This window comes from Nonomuraea sp. NPDC049750 (assembly GCF_040659625.1).
In the GTDB taxonomy this organism is placed as follows: Bacteria; Actinomycetota; Actinomycetes; order Streptosporangiales; family Streptosporangiaceae; genus Nonomuraea.
Genome location: NZ_JBFANB010000042.1, coordinates 66,401 through 79,774, shown reverse-complemented (window position 1 = coordinate 79,774; position 13,374 = coordinate 66,401). Strand labels below are relative to the sequence as shown.

12 protein-coding genes are annotated in these 13,374 nt (G+C 69.8%); 3 read left to right on the top strand and 9 right to left on the bottom strand.

Annotated features, from left to right (window positions below; translation table 11 throughout):
* Positions 1 to 29 precede the first annotated feature (29 nt).
* Positions 30 to 1,991, bottom strand: a complete 1,962-nt coding sequence (gene ftsH, locus AB0J16_RS53765; protein WP_358555253.1) for an ATP-dependent zinc metalloprotease FtsH — start codon at positions 1,989 to 1,991, stop codon at positions 30 to 32.
* 34 nt (positions 1,992 to 2,025) lie between these two features.
* Complete coding sequence (locus tag AB0J16_RS53760; protein ID WP_358555250.1) at positions 2,026 to 2,817, bottom strand: hypothetical protein; 792 nt, start codon at positions 2,815 to 2,817, stop codon at positions 2,026 to 2,028.
* 171 nt (positions 2,818 to 2,988) lie between these two features.
* Between AB0J16_RS53760 and AB0J16_RS53755 the strand changes: the two genes are divergently transcribed.
* Entirely contained in the window at positions 2,989 to 3,957 is a 969-nt protein-coding gene (locus AB0J16_RS53755; RefSeq protein WP_358555247.1) for a DUF3616 domain-containing protein, read from the top strand.
* Between the two features lie 51 nt (positions 3,958 to 4,008).
* Here AB0J16_RS53755 and AB0J16_RS53750 read toward each other — a convergent pair whose 3' ends face one another.
* On the bottom strand, positions 4,009 to 4,668 hold the full coding sequence (locus AB0J16_RS53750; RefSeq protein WP_358555244.1) for a peptidyl-tRNA hydrolase: 660 nt from the start codon (positions 4,666 to 4,668) through the stop codon (positions 4,009 to 4,011).
* Positions 4,665 to 5,927 (bottom strand): MFS transporter, encoded by a 1,263-nt coding sequence (locus AB0J16_RS53745; protein ID WP_358555241.1) that lies wholly within the window; start codon positions 5,925 to 5,927, stop codon positions 4,665 to 4,667. The genes AB0J16_RS53750 and AB0J16_RS53745 overlap by 4 nt, the downstream gene beginning before the upstream one ends.
* Positions 5,928 to 5,998: 71 nt before the next feature.
* On the opposite strand from AB0J16_RS53745, the gene AB0J16_RS53740 reads away from it, so the two are divergent.
* Complete coding sequence (locus AB0J16_RS53740; RefSeq protein ID WP_358555238.1) at positions 5,999 to 6,946, top strand: DJ-1/PfpI family protein; 948 nt, start codon at positions 5,999 to 6,001, stop codon at positions 6,944 to 6,946.
* Positions 6,947 to 7,494: 548 nt separating this feature from the next.
* Here AB0J16_RS53740 and AB0J16_RS53735 read toward each other — a convergent pair.
* From AB0J16_RS53735 to AB0J16_RS53720, 4 genes are all read right to left on the bottom strand, one after another.
* Positions 7,495 to 8,259: a class II aldolase/adducin family protein gene (locus AB0J16_RS53735; RefSeq protein WP_358555235.1), complete on the bottom strand. Its 765-nt coding sequence runs from the start codon at positions 8,257 to 8,259 to the stop codon at positions 7,495 to 7,497.
* Positions 8,260 to 8,286: 27 nt separating this feature from the next.
* The gene (locus tag AB0J16_RS53730; protein WP_358555232.1) at positions 8,287 to 9,771 is read right to left on the bottom strand and encodes an FAD-dependent monooxygenase; all 1,485 of its coding nucleotides are present in this window, start codon (positions 9,769 to 9,771) and stop codon (positions 8,287 to 8,289) included.
* Positions 9,768 to 10,439, bottom strand: coding sequence for a TetR family transcriptional regulator (locus AB0J16_RS53725; RefSeq protein ID WP_358555229.1), 672 nt, complete (start codon positions 10,437 to 10,439; stop codon positions 9,768 to 9,770). The genes AB0J16_RS53730 and AB0J16_RS53725 overlap by 4 nt, the downstream gene beginning before the upstream one ends.
* Before the next feature lie 534 nt (positions 10,440 to 10,973).
* Positions 10,974 to 12,449 carry a hypothetical protein gene (locus AB0J16_RS53720; RefSeq protein WP_358555226.1) on the bottom strand — a complete coding sequence of 492 codons (1,476 nt, stop codon included), beginning with the start codon at positions 12,447 to 12,449 and terminating at the stop codon, positions 10,974 to 10,976.
* A 192-nt stretch (positions 12,450 to 12,641) separates the two neighbouring features.
* On the opposite strand from AB0J16_RS53720, the gene AB0J16_RS53715 reads away from it, so the two are divergent.
* Positions 12,642 to 12,878: a hypothetical protein gene (locus AB0J16_RS53715; RefSeq protein WP_358555223.1), complete on the top strand. Its 237-nt coding sequence runs from the start codon at positions 12,642 to 12,644 to the stop codon at positions 12,876 to 12,878.
* 14 nt (positions 12,879 to 12,892) lie between these two features.
* On the opposite strand, the gene AB0J16_RS53710 is transcribed toward AB0J16_RS53715, so the two are convergent.
* Positions 12,893 to 13,369 (bottom strand): group II truncated hemoglobin, encoded by a 477-nt coding sequence (locus tag AB0J16_RS53710; RefSeq protein WP_358555220.1) that lies wholly within the window; start codon positions 13,367 to 13,369, stop codon positions 12,893 to 12,895.
* Positions 13,370 to 13,374 lie beyond the last annotated feature (5 nt).

Genomic DNA, 13,374 nt, shown 5'->3' with positions numbered 1-13,374 from the left:
ATCGGAGACCTGCCCGGCGCGGCCTCAATTTACGTTACGGGCTTGCCCAAGTCCCCGGAAAGCCCGGCGGCGGCGTAGGCGCTCGCCTCGTCCAGCGTCTCGTGCTCCAGCAGGGCGGCGACGATGGCGTCGAGCTTGTCGCGGTTCTCGCCGAGGACGCGCAGCGCGCGCTCGTAGCACTCGTCCACGATCCGCCGCGCCTCCTCGTCGACGGTGGCGAGCATGGCGGGCGAGGCCTGCGGCGGCTGGCCGTCGCTGGGCAGGATGGTCAGCGGCCCGACCTTCTCCGACATGCCCCAGCGCCCGACCATGCCACGGGCGATCATGGTGACCTGCTCCAGGTCGTTCTCGGCGCCGGTGGTGATCACGCCGAACACCACCTGCTCGGCCGCCATCCCGCCGAGCGCGCCGGTGATGCGCCCGCGGAGATACTGCTCGTCGTAGGCGTAACGATCGGTGTCGGGCGTGGACAGCGTGACGCCCAGCGCCCGCCCGCGCGGGATGATCGAGATCTTCCTGACCGGGTCGGCGCCCGGCTGCAGCATGCCGAGCAGCGCGTGACCGGCCTCGTGGAAGGCGGTCCTGGTGCGCTCCTCCTCCGGCATCACGATGCTGCGCGCCGCGCCGAGCTGCAGCTTCTCCAGCGCGTCGGCGAAGTCGGCGATGCCGACCTTCTCCTTGCCGCGCTTGGCGGCCAGGAGCGCGCCCTCGTTGACGAGGTTCGCCAGGTCGGCGCCGGTCATGCCGGGCGTGGTCTTGGCGATCTGGTCGAGGCTGACCTCGCCGTCGAGCGGTACGCTCCTGCTGTGTACGGCCAGGATCGCGGTACGGCCGGCGGCGTCGGGCAACCCCACCTGCACCGTGCGGTCGAACCGGCCCGGCCGCAGCAGAGCCGGGTCGAGGATCTCCGGCCGGTTCGTGGCCCCGATGACGATGACGCCCTCGACGCCGGAGAAGCCGTCCATCTCGGTGAGGATCTGGTTGAGCGTCTGCTCGCGCTCATCGTGCCCGCCGATGCCGCCGGCGCCGCCCCTGGCCCGGCCGATGGCGTCGATCTCGTCGATGAACACGATCGAGGGAGCGACCTTGCGCGCCTCCTCGAACAGGTCGCGTACCCGTGACGCGCCCACGCCGACGATCATCTCGATGAACTCCGACGCGCTGGCGGAGAAGAACGGCACGTTCGCCTCACCGGCCACGGCGCGGGCCAGCAGGGTCTTGCCGGTGCCGGGAGGACCGGCGAGCAGCACGCCCTTGGGCAGCTTGGCGCCGAGCCTGCGGTATTTGTCGGGGTCCTTCAGGTAGTCGACGACCTCGACGAGTTCGTTCTCGACCTCGTCGATGCCCGCCACGTCCGCGAACGTGGCCCGCATCTGACCCGCTTCGACCGGCTTGGCCGCCTTGGACCGGCCGAGGCCGCTCAGCCCGCCGCCGCCCATCATGCTGGCGCCGCGGCGCATGACCCAGATCCAGAGTCCGGCCAGCAGCAGAACGGGGAGCAGGGAGAGCAGCAGGTTGACGAAGAAGCCGCGCCCGCCGTTGATCGGGTCGGCCTTGATGTTGACCCCGGAGCTCTCCAACTGCTGGTAGAGCTGGTCGTTGTTGGCGAAGGCGGGGATCTCCGTCTTGAACTTCGTGTACGACTTGTTGCCGCTGTCGGGATCCTTGGCCGCGGCCCGCAGATCGCCCTCGACCGACAGGCCCGTGGCGTAGATGTCCTTGACGTTCTTCGAGGTCACCTGCTTGGTGAACTCGGTGTAGGACACCGTCTCGACGGAGCCGGAGTCGAAGAAGGACGAGACCAGGAAGAACGCCGCGTACACGACGAGCAGCGTGACGACGAAGCGCCACCAGTTGATCTTCGGGCGACCACCGCCGGACGAGCCGGGCAGCCCTTCCGCGCGCCAGGGCGGCTTGGGCTTGTCTCTGTCAGGCGCCTGCGGCTGTCCTGAGCGTTTGTCAGGCGCCTTCGGCTGACCTGGGCGTTCCACGGCGTCACTCCCCCATATCGCCGTACATGATCTTCTAGCCTAGAACACGCACCCCGGAAACCACGCGCGTGATGTCACGCCACCTGGTCCGCTGCGACTCCGGCACTGTCACGAACGCCAGCCCCGGCTTGGCCATTCCCCCGTCGAGCACGACCACGGCCGCCCGCGAGACGTGCTTGCCGTACCTGACCTGGTAGGCGAGCAGCCAGCCGCGCTTGATCGGCTGGGAGACCAGCCAGCGGATCCGGGCGCCCTTAGGGTGGTGGTTGAGCGTCCAGCGGGCGGCGAGCAGCGCGGTGTCACGCGCCGACTTCTGCTCCTCGATCGGGAGCGGGCAGGTGACGAGCATGCCCCGCTGGTTCGAGCCGCGCTTGAGCGGGAGCACCTGCTTGCTGGTGAACGGCGCCGCGCGATGCGCCTTCCACGGCTTGCCGAGCCTGGGCACGATCAGGCCGGTCCGCCGGTCCTTGATCACTCCCTTGCCGGGCTTGGTCATCTTCAGCCGCGCGACCTTCTTCGGCAGCTTGGGGACCCGGGGGTCGGCGTACAGGGCCTCCATGGCGGTGTATCCGGGCGCGATGGTCGAGCCGGGAGTCGGTGTGGCGCGGGGAGCGGCCGCCTCGGCGGAGTCCACCGGCGAGGGAGACACCGACGGCTCCGACGAGGCTGTGGCGGGGGGCGGCGCGGACGAGGTCGGCACGGTCGATGGCGCGGCAACCGGCCGTGCGGCGACCTCGTCCGGCCGCGACGGGAGCAGCATGACCAGCGTGACAGTGACGACCGCCACCGCGGTCACGACTGCGAGCCCCCGGTATACATCCCGCATCCGCAGATCGCCGATGCGGGATCGCCTGGGTGAAGAAACAGGGGTTCCCGGCCTGGCAGCAGTTCTCACACGGGAACCTTCGGTCCCATCATCCCCATCGAGCACGATCGGGAGCGTACGACAAATCCCGCCATTCCGCTTATGAAGCGGCCGAAGTGTCATCATGGCTTCGTGGAACAGGTGGAGCTCCGATTCGACCCGGCCTCGCAAGCCTCCCAAACGCACACGAATCTCTCCGCGTTACGGCACGACGGCAGCGGTCTGTGGCTGGCCGGGGACGAGACCGCCACCATCGAGCATCTGGCCTGGACCGGCGTGAACTACGCGGGTCAGCGCACCTTCCGGCTGGCCGACTACGTAGGGCTGCCCGCGGGACCCGAGGACGAGGCGGACATCGAGGGCCTGGCCAGGGCTGACGGCCACCTGTGGGCCGTCGGCTCGCACAGTCTCAAGCGCCGCCGGATCAAGTCGGCCAAGGACCCGGCCAAGGCCGTCAAACGGCTGGCGACCGTGGTCCGTGAGGAAAACCGCTTCATCCTGGTACGCCTGCCGCTCAACCCAGCCACCAACGCCCCGCTGCCGGGCGCGATCCTCTCGGGCCGGGACAACATCGCCGCCCATCTGGAGGACGACCCGCACCTCGCGCCGTTCCTCGCGCTGCCCGGCAAGGACAACGGCCTCGACATCGAGGGCATCGCGGTGCTGGACGAGCGGGTCTACCTGGGGCTCCGTGGCCCGGTGCTGCGCGGCTGGGCGGTGGTCCTGGAGATCAGGCCCGTCGAGAGCCAGCCGGGCCGGCTGCGGCTGCGCGAGCCGCACCGCAAGCACTTCCTGGACCTGGGCGGGCTGGGCGTGCGGGACCTGTGCCCGTACGGCCGCGACGTGCTACTGCTGGCCGGACCGAGCATGAGCCTCGACGGGCCGGTGCGCGTGCTGCGCTGGCGGGTCCACAGGGCGGGCGAGGTGGTCGCGGCGGACGAGCTGGAGACGGTCGCCGAGCTGCCGTACGGCATCGGCTGCGACCACCCCGAAGGGCTGGCCGTGCTGGCGGACGGCAGGCTGATGATCGTCTACGACAGCCCGTCGCCCGCCCGGATCACCCCGGCGGGCGGCGTCCTGGCCGACGTGATCGAAATCTAGCGCCCGTCGCGACCGTCCGTCACAACCGCCCTGATCGAGAGGTGGCGCCCGTCACGACTGGGCGACCCGCCCATACAGCCACGGCGCGTCGGCGACGAATGTGCACGACCCCGGCTCGATCTCGGTGAACCCGGCGTCCCGCACCACGGGCAGCCCCGCGGCCACCTTCGCCTGGAAGTCGCCCGCCGCCGCGGTGCGCACCGTCACGGTAAGCCCGGCCGCCCGCCACGCGGCGCGTTCGGCCTCGTCGCTGGCCCACCAGGCGAGCTGGGCGGCGTGCCCGGCCTGGGCCATGGCCTTGCCCGCCGACATGGCGAGCCCGGGGTTGGCCCACAGGATCGGCGGCTCGGCGGGCGCGAGGTCGCCGGTGTCGGTCAGCTCGGTGCCCGACACCTGCAACCGGGCGAGGTCTCTGGGCCAGTCGTCGAGCGGCACGGGCGGGTGCACGCGCACCTCGGCCGTACGGTGCTCGATGGTACGGCCGGGCAGCGCCAGCGCCCGGCGCCACTCGGCGCCCCTGGCCCGGCGCACGACCTTGCGGATCTTGCCGGTGGACTGCCAGGCGTGCAGCTCCGCACCCCACTCCCCGGGGTCGTCGAGCAGGCTCAGCACGGCCGTCGCGGCCGCCTCCAAAGCGTCGGTACGCTCCGGCGGCGTCGCTCTCTCGATCCTGACCACCAGCGGCAGGACCATCAATTCTGCGTCACTCATCGCCCTTTAGCATGCCCGATGGCCAGGGACATGCCGGCGGCCAGGAGGCAGAGGGCGCCGGAGACGTACCAGGCCAGGTCGTAAGCGCCCAGGTGGTCGCGGGTGAGCCCGGCGCCCACGGCGGCGAACGCGGCGCCGACCTGGTGCGAGCCGAACACCCAGCCGAACACGACCGCGCCGTCCGCCCCGTAGATCCGGCGGCACAGCGCCACGGTCGGCGGCACGGTCGCCACCCAGTCCAGCCCGTAGAACACGATGAAGATCAGCATGCTGGGCTGGGTCGTGGCCGCGAACAGCCCCGGCAGCACCATCAGCGACAGCCCGCGCAGCCCGTAGTAGACGCCGAGCAGGATCTTCGGATCCACCTTGTCGCTGAGCCAGCCGGAGGCGACCGTACCCGCGATGTCGAAGATCCCGATCACCGCGAGCAGCCCCGCCGCGACCGGCTCGGCCATGCCGTGGTCGTGCGCGGCGGGGATGAAGTGGGTGCCGACCAGGCCGTTCGTGCTGGCGCCGCAGATGGCGAAGCCGCCCGCCAGGAACCAGAACGCCCGGGTCCGCGCCGCCGACCTGAGCACCGTGAGCGCCCGCACGGCCGCGTTCTGGTGGACGGGCAGGGTACGGACCGTGCCGGGCTCCGCCCCCAGCGCCGTGGTGCCCACGTCCTCCGGATGGTCGCGCATCAGCCACCACACGAACGGCACCACCGCCAGCGCGGCCCCCGCCACGGTCAGCGAGGCCACCCGCCACCCCGGCCCCTCGGCCAGCTGGGCGAGCACCGGCAGGAAGATCAACTGGCCGGTGGCGCCGGCCGCGGTGAGCAGGCCGGTGACGACACCACGGTGCTTGACGAACCACCGGTCGGTCACCGTCGCCACGAACACCAGCGCCATGGACCCCGTACCCAGCCCGACGAACACGCCCCAGAACAGCAGCAACTGCCAGCTCGCCGTCATCAGCACCGTGAGCCCGCTGCCGATGGCCACCAGCAGCAGCGCGAGCGACACCACCCGCCGCATCCCGAACCGGTCCATCAGGGCGGCCGCGAACGGCGCGGTCAGGCCGTAGAGCACCAGGTTGACCGACACCGCGAGCGAGATCGTGCCCTTGGTCCAGCCGAACTCCGCCTGGAGCGGCGTGATCAGCACGCCGGGAGTGGCACGGAACCCGGCCGCGCCGAGAATGGCCACGAACGCGACGGCCGCGACGAACCAGGCCCGATGCAGCCGCCTGGTCCGGGGGGTGGTGCTTATGGTCATCCGCTAATCCTGATTTATCCGCACCTATGGCCGCGAGTGGCCGGATAGCCAATATGTGAAAGAATTCGGCCATGGCCCATCGCGTCGCGGTCCTCGTTCTCGACCACTTCGCCCCTCTCGACCTGGGCGTTCCCGGCCAGGTCTTCTGGTCGGCGGAGTCGGCGACCGGCGAGAAGCTCTACGAGGTCGTCACCTGCTCCCCCGGCCGCCGGCCTGTGCGCTGCTCGGCCGGATACAGCGTGCTGCCCGACCACGACCTGGACGTCCTGGACACAGCCGACACGGTCCTGGTCCCCGGCATCCACGCGGGCCGGGCGATGAAGGACGGCACGATCCAGCCCTACCTGCGCGACGCCCTGCACGGCCACAAGCGGATCATGTCGATCTGTACGGGGGCGTTCGTCCTGGCCGCCGCGGGCCTGCTGGACGGCCGCCCCGCCACCACGCACTGGCGCGAGGCCGCCCACTTCGCCCAGCTGTTCCCCAAGGTCGACCTGGATCCCTCGGTGCTGTTCATCGACGACGGCGATGTACTCACCTCGGCGGGCGTGGCGGCCGGACTGGACCTCTGCCTCCACGTGATCAGACGCGACTACGGCACCGAGGTGGCCAACCGGGCGGCCCGCCGCTGCGTCATGCCTCCCTGGCGCGACGGCGGCCAGGCCCAGTACATCGACCGCCCCTTCCCCGACCCGACGGGCACCAGCACCGCCCCGACCCGCACGTGGATGCTCTCCCACCTGGACAAGCCACTCGACCTGGACGCCCTGGCCGGACACGCGAAAATGAGCGTCCGCACCTTCACCAGACGCTTCCGCGAGGAGACCGGCCTGAGCCCATCACGCTGGCTGACCAAACAACGAGTCGACCACGCCAGACACCTCTTGGAGACAACGGACGCGGGAGTGGAGGAAGTAGCCCGCCGAGCGGGCTTCACCACCACGGTCTCCCTCCGCCAACACCTCCACGCCGCAGTCGGCGTCGCCCCACTGACCTACCGCCACACTTTCCGCCGCTAGGACGGCGTCCGTCCTGGGGCCCCTCCTTGGGCCCTAGCCACCACGGACCGCCTTCTTCCACTCCCCCGGAGGGGCCTCCCTCTCGAGGAGCCCAGCCACCACGGACGTCTTCTTCCGCGCCCTCGGAGGGGTCACCACAGACCGCTTTTCTCTCTCCGGAAGGGGTCTCCCTCCCAAGGACCCCAGCCACCGCGGCCCGCGTTCTTTCCTCCCCCGGAGGGGGGTCTCCCCCCAAGGACCTCAGCCACCACGGACCGTCATAGGGACCGAGACGGCTGCCCGCTACGGAAGCCACGGTCAACAAGACGCACGTATCGGCGCCCGACCCCGTGCGGGTTCAGCGGGCGTTTTCCTGGAGGCCCTCAGCCACGTGCGGTGGGTGGCGGTGGGTGTGGCTTGCCGTAACGGATGGAAGGGGTTTGTCCGGCCCGCAACAAAGCGGGTGCGGCTTGCCGTAACGGATGGAAGGGGTTTGTCCGGCCCGCAACAAAGCGGGTGCGGCTTGCCGTAACGGATGGACGGGTTTGTCCGGACCGTAACAAAGCGGATTACTCGAATAGGTCTGGTTGCTCGCGGGTGATCTGGTCGTGGAGGGGCTGGTAGTTGATCCAGCCGACCAGGTCGTTGCCGATCTGCTGGTGAGTCAGGGCCGCGTTGTCCGGCGAGATGGGCACCACCTGCCCGGCCGCCTGCGCGACGAGCTGCACCTGCGCCGAGCGTTCCATCGTGATGAACCACCACGCCGCCGCGTCCACGGTGTCGCCCACCGTCAGCAGCCCGTGGTTGCGCAGCACGACGGCCTTGTTGCCGCCCAGCGCGGCGGCGATGCGCTTGCCCTCCTCCAGGTCCGTCACCACGCCCGTGTAGTCGTCGAAGAGCGAGACGTCCTCATAGAAGGCGCAGGCGTCCTGCGTGATCGGCTCGATGACCCGTCCGAGTGCCGACAGCGCGCGCCCGTAGACCGAGTGGCTGTGCGCGGCCGCCACCACGCCGGGCCGCGCCTGATGCACCTGCGAGTGGATGGCGAAGGCCGCCTCGTTGACGGGGTAGCGGCCCTCGACCACCTTGCCCTCGTGGTTGACGAGGATCAGATCGCTCACGCGTACGTGCTTGAACGACATGCCGAACGGGTTGACCCAGAAGTGGTCGGTCAGCTCGGGGTCGCGGGCGGTGATGTGTCCCGCGACGCCCTCCTCGAAGCCCAGCTTGCCGAAGACGCGCAGCGCGGCGGCGAGCCGCTCCTTGCGATGGCGCCGTTCCTCCTCGACCGTCTCGAACGTCGGCGGCAGGCGAAAGATCAGGTTCTCCGGCATGAGCCCTCCTCAGAGTCCGGGATCAGGTTAACCGAACCAGGTTCTGACAGCCTCGTCCAGCGAGTCGTCCGGGGTGCCCGCCCAGGCCACGTACCCGTCCGGGCGGATCAGCAGCGCGTCGGCGGGCGGCGCCGCGCACGTGGCCGTGACCACGTCGATCCGGCCGTCCCACACGTCCTTCCGAACGCTTCCCGCCAGGTCGAGCAGCAGCGGCCGCCCCTCCCGCATGAGCGTGGCGAGGGGCACCGGCTCCAGCTCCAGGTCGGGTACGAAGTGGCCGGTCAGCGGATGCGCCGGGGCGCCCATGGGATAGGTGACATCCGCGCCAGACATGAGCGCAGATATCCGGCCACGTGCGCTCTTGTCGTGGAGCAACTCGCCGAACACCTCGCGCAGCGCCGTCACCTCCGGCCCCGGCGACATGAGCGCGAGCTGGGCCTTGCTGTGCATGGTGACCCGCTCGGCGGCCAGCCGTCGCTCCCGGTCGTAGCTGTCGAGCAGACCGGGCGGCGCCGTGCCGCGCACCGTGGCCGCCAGCTTCCAGCCGAGGTTGGCCGCGTCCTGGAGACCCAGGTTCAGCCCCGGCGCCCCGACCGCGGAGTGCACGTGGGCGGCGTCCCCGGCCAGCAGCACCCTGCCCGCCCGGAAGCGGTCAGCCATCCGGGTGTTGCGCCCGCTGAGGCGGCGCAGCAGGTGCGGCCCCGGACCGGGCGGGGTGGCCAGCACGATGTCAACGCCCAGCACTCTGGACAGGCTCTCGCGCAGCTCGCCGAGCGTCATCTCGACGTCCTCGCCGGGATCGTCGCTGTCCCACTCGACGCAGCTGATCGTCAGAACCTCGGGACTCATGGGCAGCAGGGCGTACGCGCCGCGCTCGGTGCGGTGCCAGGCGTAGAGGGCGGTCGTGCCCACGCCGGGCAGCTCCAGCTCGGCCCGGTCCATCCGGATCGTCGCCTCAGGTAGGACGACGTGGGCGGCCCGCGAGATGACGGAGAAGGCGTTCACACCGGGAAAGCCGATGCCGGCCTGCTTCCTGACCGTGCTGTGGGCGCCGTCGCAGCCGACCAGGTAGCGGGTGCGCAGCTGCTCGCCGCCGTCTAGTTCGAGCGTCACGCCGGCCTCGTCCTGGGTGAACGAGGTCAGCTCCCGCCCCCGCCTGATCTCCACGCCCAGCTCGCGGGCCCGATCCTCGAACAGCTCCTCCAGGCGGGCCTGCTTGATGCCCATGGCGTAAAGCGTGTTGCCCTCGATCTCGGCCAGGTCGAGCGGCAGCGCGCCGAACAGGAACATCGGGATCGGTCGCGGCGGCTCGGCGACATCCAGGAAGCGCCGGTAGAGGCCACGCTGGTCGAGCAGCCTGACGACCTGCCCGACGATGCCGTTGGCCTTGGGCGCCTGGCTCCGCTCCGGCAGGCGCTCCAGCACGATCGGCCGCACTCCGGCCAGGGCCAGCTCACTGGCCAGCATCAGCCCGTTGGGGCCACCACCGGCGATGACGACGTCCGCGGTCATTGGGGCTCTCCTTGCGCGGTTGGGTCGGGCACTCGGATGGCAAGCGGGTCAGACAGGCCGGTGGCGAGCGGGTCGGGCAGGCCGGTGGCGAGTTGGCGCATCGCCTCTTCGATCAGGGGAAGGAGCGGCACCGCGGGCTCGACGAGCAGCCAGTGGCGGACGGCGGTCTGCGTGGCCGTGATCACCGCGGTGGCGACCAGCTGCGGGTAGAGGTCGCGTTCGTGGTCGGTGCCGGTGCGCTCGGCGACGGCCGCGGCCAGCTCGGCGTCGGCGGAGAAGAGCACCCGCAGCGACTCCCCCTCCATGGCGGGCGCGCTGGTCAGCAGCCGCAGGGCGGCCCGCATCTCAGGGCTGGGCGCCTGCATGGTCCGCTCCGCGTTCTCCCACGGCGCCAGCATGGCCCGCCTCACCGCCTCCCACAGCGGCTCGCCCGGCGGCCTGTCGCGCAGCACCCGCGCCGAGTGCCTGGTCCGGTCGACGTGGCGGGCGGCGAGCGCCTCCCATTTGCTGGAGAAGTAGTTGCTGAACGTCCGCGGCGACACCCCCGCCGCCTCGGCGATGTCCTCGACCCGCACGTTGTCCAGGCCGCGCTCCATGGCGAGCTGGAGCGCGGCGGCCATCAGGGCGTCGCGGGTCGCCTGCTTCTTTCGTTCGCGTAGCCCGGTCATGCCCCCAGAGTACAGAACTTTGCTGGCTCAGCAAATTTTCTGACTCCGCAACTTTCCGACACCCCTCCAGCGCGGCCGGGGAGCGCCACAAGCCCCTGAGCCAAAGGCGTCATCTTCCGCCACAAAGGATTCGGGAAAGGGCCTTCCCGAACACCAACGTGAATAAATCTCACCGCCACCGTCCATGTCACACTCGGCACTCTCGGCATTCCCAAGGACATAACCACCCACCCACCTCGTCCTTTGGCAAACGCGAAGAGAACACGCAATACTCTTGCGATCTTCAGCTAGGATCAGGTGGCGGTTCATTAAACCGCCCCGAGTTACGCTTTATAAGCACATGGGCGAACTATGCACACATTGCCTTGATGTCCATTTTGTTCGCATGTGCAGGCGATCCACAGAAGAATGAGACAGGCGCGCTAACCAGCTCGGCCGCTTCGGAGTTGGCGCCTGGGGGCCCGAACAGCCAGTCAGTACCACTACGAAGATCGAAAGGCAGCGTCTTGAATTCTCTGTGGTTCCCTGAAGGAGTCAGGTAACTCGGGCGGGCGTGGCCTGGCCTGGGCCGCCCCGGTGCTTGGCGAGCATGAGCACGGGGGTGGCTTTGGCATGGTGGAAGCCGGTCCGATGGTGAGAATTCCTGACATGCCCTGTCCGGTACGGCTGGTGCCGTCCCGGCTTGGGTGCATGGCCCGCCGGACGCTGTCCACCGCGTGCGGGCGGTGGGGCGGGCACCGTGCGCCGGTCGGGCACACGGCTGGACGTCTTGTTTCGTGGGTTGACTGAGGTGCTGGTGGGCCGTTTCGGGGTGGGGCGCCTCTTGGCTCTGTCGCGTGCTGCCGGTCGGGGGTGCAGATCGGTTCGGGTGCGGCGGGCGCGGCGGGCCGCCCGGGTGAGCCTGCGCGTTCGGCGGGCGCGGACGACATTCCTCTCCACGACGGCGTGGATGGTGCGCACCCCGGTGGAACGGTGGGTGCGGGTGGCGTGCTGGCCGAGCAGGCCACGGGAGACGATCCGCTCGGCCGCTGCCCAGTCCCGATCACCGCTCGCATCGTAGAGCAGCGGCCGCCCATCGCCGATCACCCGGCTGCCGGAGATCACCCGCCCATCGGCCACAAGACGGCCCACCACACCGGTCAGCAGCCCGTTGACGCCCCAGTCGAAGCCGCACCCGATCACATGACCGGTAGCGGGTACGAAGCCGATCGGGATCTGGAACGGCAGATCGACGCGCACCCGACCCTTGGTCACCCGCAAGGTGGGGGCGCACAACCTCGCCTCCGACGGCACGGTCGGCGGCAAGACGACAGGCAGCACATGCCAGGCCCAGTCCCTGGCGGACGCGGGCGATTCGACCAGGGGAAGCCGCACCCGCAGCCGGGCGCCGCGGTGGCCGATGCGCTCCAGGGTGAGCAGTTGCCGGTCGGCCGCTGCCAGCACCACCTGCGCCGCAACATTCGGCGGCTCCTCCAACTCGGTCAGATCGGTCGGGAAGGTGTGATGCTCGTCGAGGTAGGCGCGGATCTGCCGGGTCCGGTTGCGGATGTCGGCCGCGCTCACCCCGTCCGGCAGCAGCGCACGCAGCGCCTGCCACTCGGCGCCCGTACGCGCACCCGTATTCTGCGGCCAGGTGGCCACGATCGCCGCCACCAGACGGCGCCGGTGCAGCGCCAGCCGCAACAGGCGGGCGGCCTGCTCCTGCGCGCACCGCAACACCCGATCGCAGACGTACACGCCCGGCTCCGGGCCCACACCCCAGCCCAGCCGCCGAACAGCCATCCAGCCCTTCGACGGCAACACCCGCCCGTCCAGCCCCACCCCGGACCCTAAAGCGTCCAGATCAGCCCTATTCCACCGGGCCACCACCAGACGGGCGGTCACATCGCGTGCCAGAGCGGTCAGCCAGGCCACCCGCCGCACCAGCAGCGCCTGCGCGACGACCTCACCGGTCGCCTCCACCACCGCCGTGTAAGCGGTGCAGGAGGCTGTCGCGGTGAGCCTACTCACCCACCGCCCCCATCATCGGGTCATGGGTGACCAGGCGGCATCGACGCGTGGACCGCACGGCCTGAAGCCCAACCTGCACCCTGCCCACCCCCTGCCACCACAATGTGTGACCGCAACGCTACCAAGAGTTGGCGTCTTTGGGTAGAACACGTGAGCGATACACGCCCGCCGAATAAGAGCAACGAGAAGATCATGGAGCTGACGCTCTCAGAGACGGCTCTGCTGGTCCGCTACCGAGCGGACGAGACGGCGAACGACACGGCCCGGATCAAGGAGATCTGCAATGAGAAGAAGCGGACCTGGGCGCAGTTCGCCCTCATCCCCGGCCTGGCTGTCGGCACCCTCGCGGCCATCGTCGGCGCGGCCATCGCCAGCCGCTTCCCCTGCTGGCGAGGGCCCTGGGCGGGAAGTACCGAGAGCTCCGATTGACGTGGCGGTGGAAACTAACTCGGCTCGGGCCATCCCCACTGCGGCACCTCTCGGAGCGGGTGGAGTTGGTCGTCGGTTTCGGCATGGGAGTTCTGCATCGCCACCTTCGACCCGAACTCCACATGCGACCGCAGAGCCTCCCGGAAAGGCGCGTCTTCCGGGAGTCCGGCCTGATCGGCGGCCGCCATGTACAGCTCGACGAACCGCTGCCGCTGCGCCTCACTGATCCCCAGCCCACGGTGCGCGTCGATCAGCCTGGAAAATCCACCCATTTCCCTGGAGAATGTGTCGGGGCCGCCGAAGGTCTCGGCCGTGAAAGCCGTCAGATGTGTCACGTGATGCGGAAGTCCTTCGCCGAACAATGGCTGGAGCAGCGGGTCGGACAAGACGCTTCCATAGAAGATGTCGATGAACCTGTGGAGCCCTTCTTGGCCGCCTGCGTGCTCAAAGAGAGTTTCCATGATTACATCATTACACGACCAGTCGCCCAAGCGCT